This is a genomic window from Streptomyces sp. NPDC031274 (genome assembly GCF_055570235.1).
Map to the genome: position 1 here is coordinate 1 of NZ_JBVIHP010000235.1, position 1,387 is coordinate 1,387.

The 1,387-nt window shown below is 67.3% G+C and carries 3 protein-coding genes; 1 reads left to right on the top strand and 2 read right to left on the bottom strand.

Annotated features, from left to right (window positions below; genetic code table 11):
• Positions 1-493, bottom strand: a 493-nt coding sequence (locus ACZ5CR_RS45265) for a hypothetical protein (RefSeq protein ID WP_468869518.1), incomplete at its 3' end; no start/stop codon positions are given.
• Positions 494-571: 78 nt separating this feature from the next.
• On the bottom strand, positions 572-1,009 hold the full coding sequence (locus ACZ5CR_RS45270) for a MarR family winged helix-turn-helix transcriptional regulator (RefSeq protein WP_468869520.1): 438 nt from the start codon (positions 1,007-1,009) through the stop codon (positions 572-574).
• A 113-nt stretch (positions 1,010-1,122) separates the two neighbouring features.
• Between ACZ5CR_RS45270 and ACZ5CR_RS45275 the strand changes: the two genes are divergently transcribed.
• Positions 1,123-1,387: MFS transporter (locus tag ACZ5CR_RS45275; protein ID WP_468869523.1), on the top strand; the 265-nt coding region annotated here is incomplete at its 3' end.

The window sequence follows — 1,387 nt, forward strand, 5'->3', positions numbered from 1 at the left end:
GGCGGCGAGGGGACGCGGCCACGCAGATGCGGTCGCGCGTCAGCATGACCAGACGCTTGGGGCTCGGCGAGTGTCCGTACCAACGCAACAGCAGCTGGCCCGCGGTCAGGTTCCAGTCACCGTCGAAGACGCCGTTGTCCGCACCCTGCCCGCGCTCACCCTCAGGGTCGCGGCCACGGCTGGGGCCGCCTGCATCGGGCGCGGTCCGTGATGGTCCGGTCTGACGCCCACGGCTCCGCCCCGACGACAGCAACTGGTCCAGTTTGCGCCCGAGTTTGTCGATCAGGATCACCGGCACGACCACGAAACAGAACACCACGGCCCCCGCGTACACCAACCAGTGGTGGCGCGATTTCAGACGCCCCTTGCCCGCGGCGCGGTGGACGTCCTTGGGCGGTGTGGGAATGGGCTTGTGGATCTCACACCAGACCAGGGCAACCGGCTCCTCGCCCAGGATCTTCCGTACCCGCCGCTGCACCCGCCGCTTCGCCATGCCGAAGATCCTACTGACCCGTGGAAGCCCAGCGAGCTGAGGCGGCTGTGGAGGCAGACGCCATGAGCTCCGTCCGATTCAGGCGGCAGCAGGCCTGGAGACGAAAACGCGTTCCAGAAGGATGTGCAGCATGTCCCGGTCCTGGGCGCTGAGCCGTTCCAGGCCCTCCCGCGTGGCGCGCATTCTCGCGCGGATCGCGTCGGTCACGCGCTCGCCCTCGTTCGTGAGGACGACGTTCTTGACGCGCCGGTCGGAGGGACTGGGTTCGCGGCGCACCAGGCCGCGCTTCTCCAGCCGGTCGATGATCCCGGTCATGTTCGACGCGTCGCAGGTCAAGGTGTCGGCCAGGGAGCGCATCGCCGCGGGGCCCCGGCGCAGCACGGTCAGTGCCTTGCCCTGGCTCGCCGTGAGGTTCTCGCTCGCCGCCGCGAGCGTGAAATCGCCGTAGTAGGCGCCGAGCGACACCGAGAGCAGCTCCATGAGCTCGTCCGTGTCGGTGCTGGGAGTGCCTGTCATGAGGGTCACTTTACCTCCTGAAAGTTGACTATCTCAAATATTGGCGTTTACCGTCGACTCATTGCTTGAGAATCTCAAGCATCAAGGTTGTCAAGTAACTGAGAGAGAATGCCGTGTCCCACGCACACCGCGCCGCACCCCCACGGGCCTCCGGGCAGACCCTGCTCGTCCTGGCGCTCGGCCTTGCGGCCATGGTCGTCTCGATGATGCAGACCCTGGTCGTCCCGGTGCTGGGCATCATCCAGGCGGACCTGAACGCCACCACCGCGAACGTCAGCTGGGTGACCACCGCCACGCTCCTTTCGGCCGCCGTCTTCACCCCGCTGCTCGGCCGCTTCGGCGACCAGCACGGCAAGAAGCCCACCCTCGTCGGCGTCC

Bases quoted from the DNA above. Each gene is read 5' to 3' on its own strand.
- ACZ5CR_RS45270 (WP_468869520.1), bottom strand. From the start codon at position 1,009: ATGACAGGCACTCCCAGCACCGACACGGACGAGCTCATGGAGCTGCTC.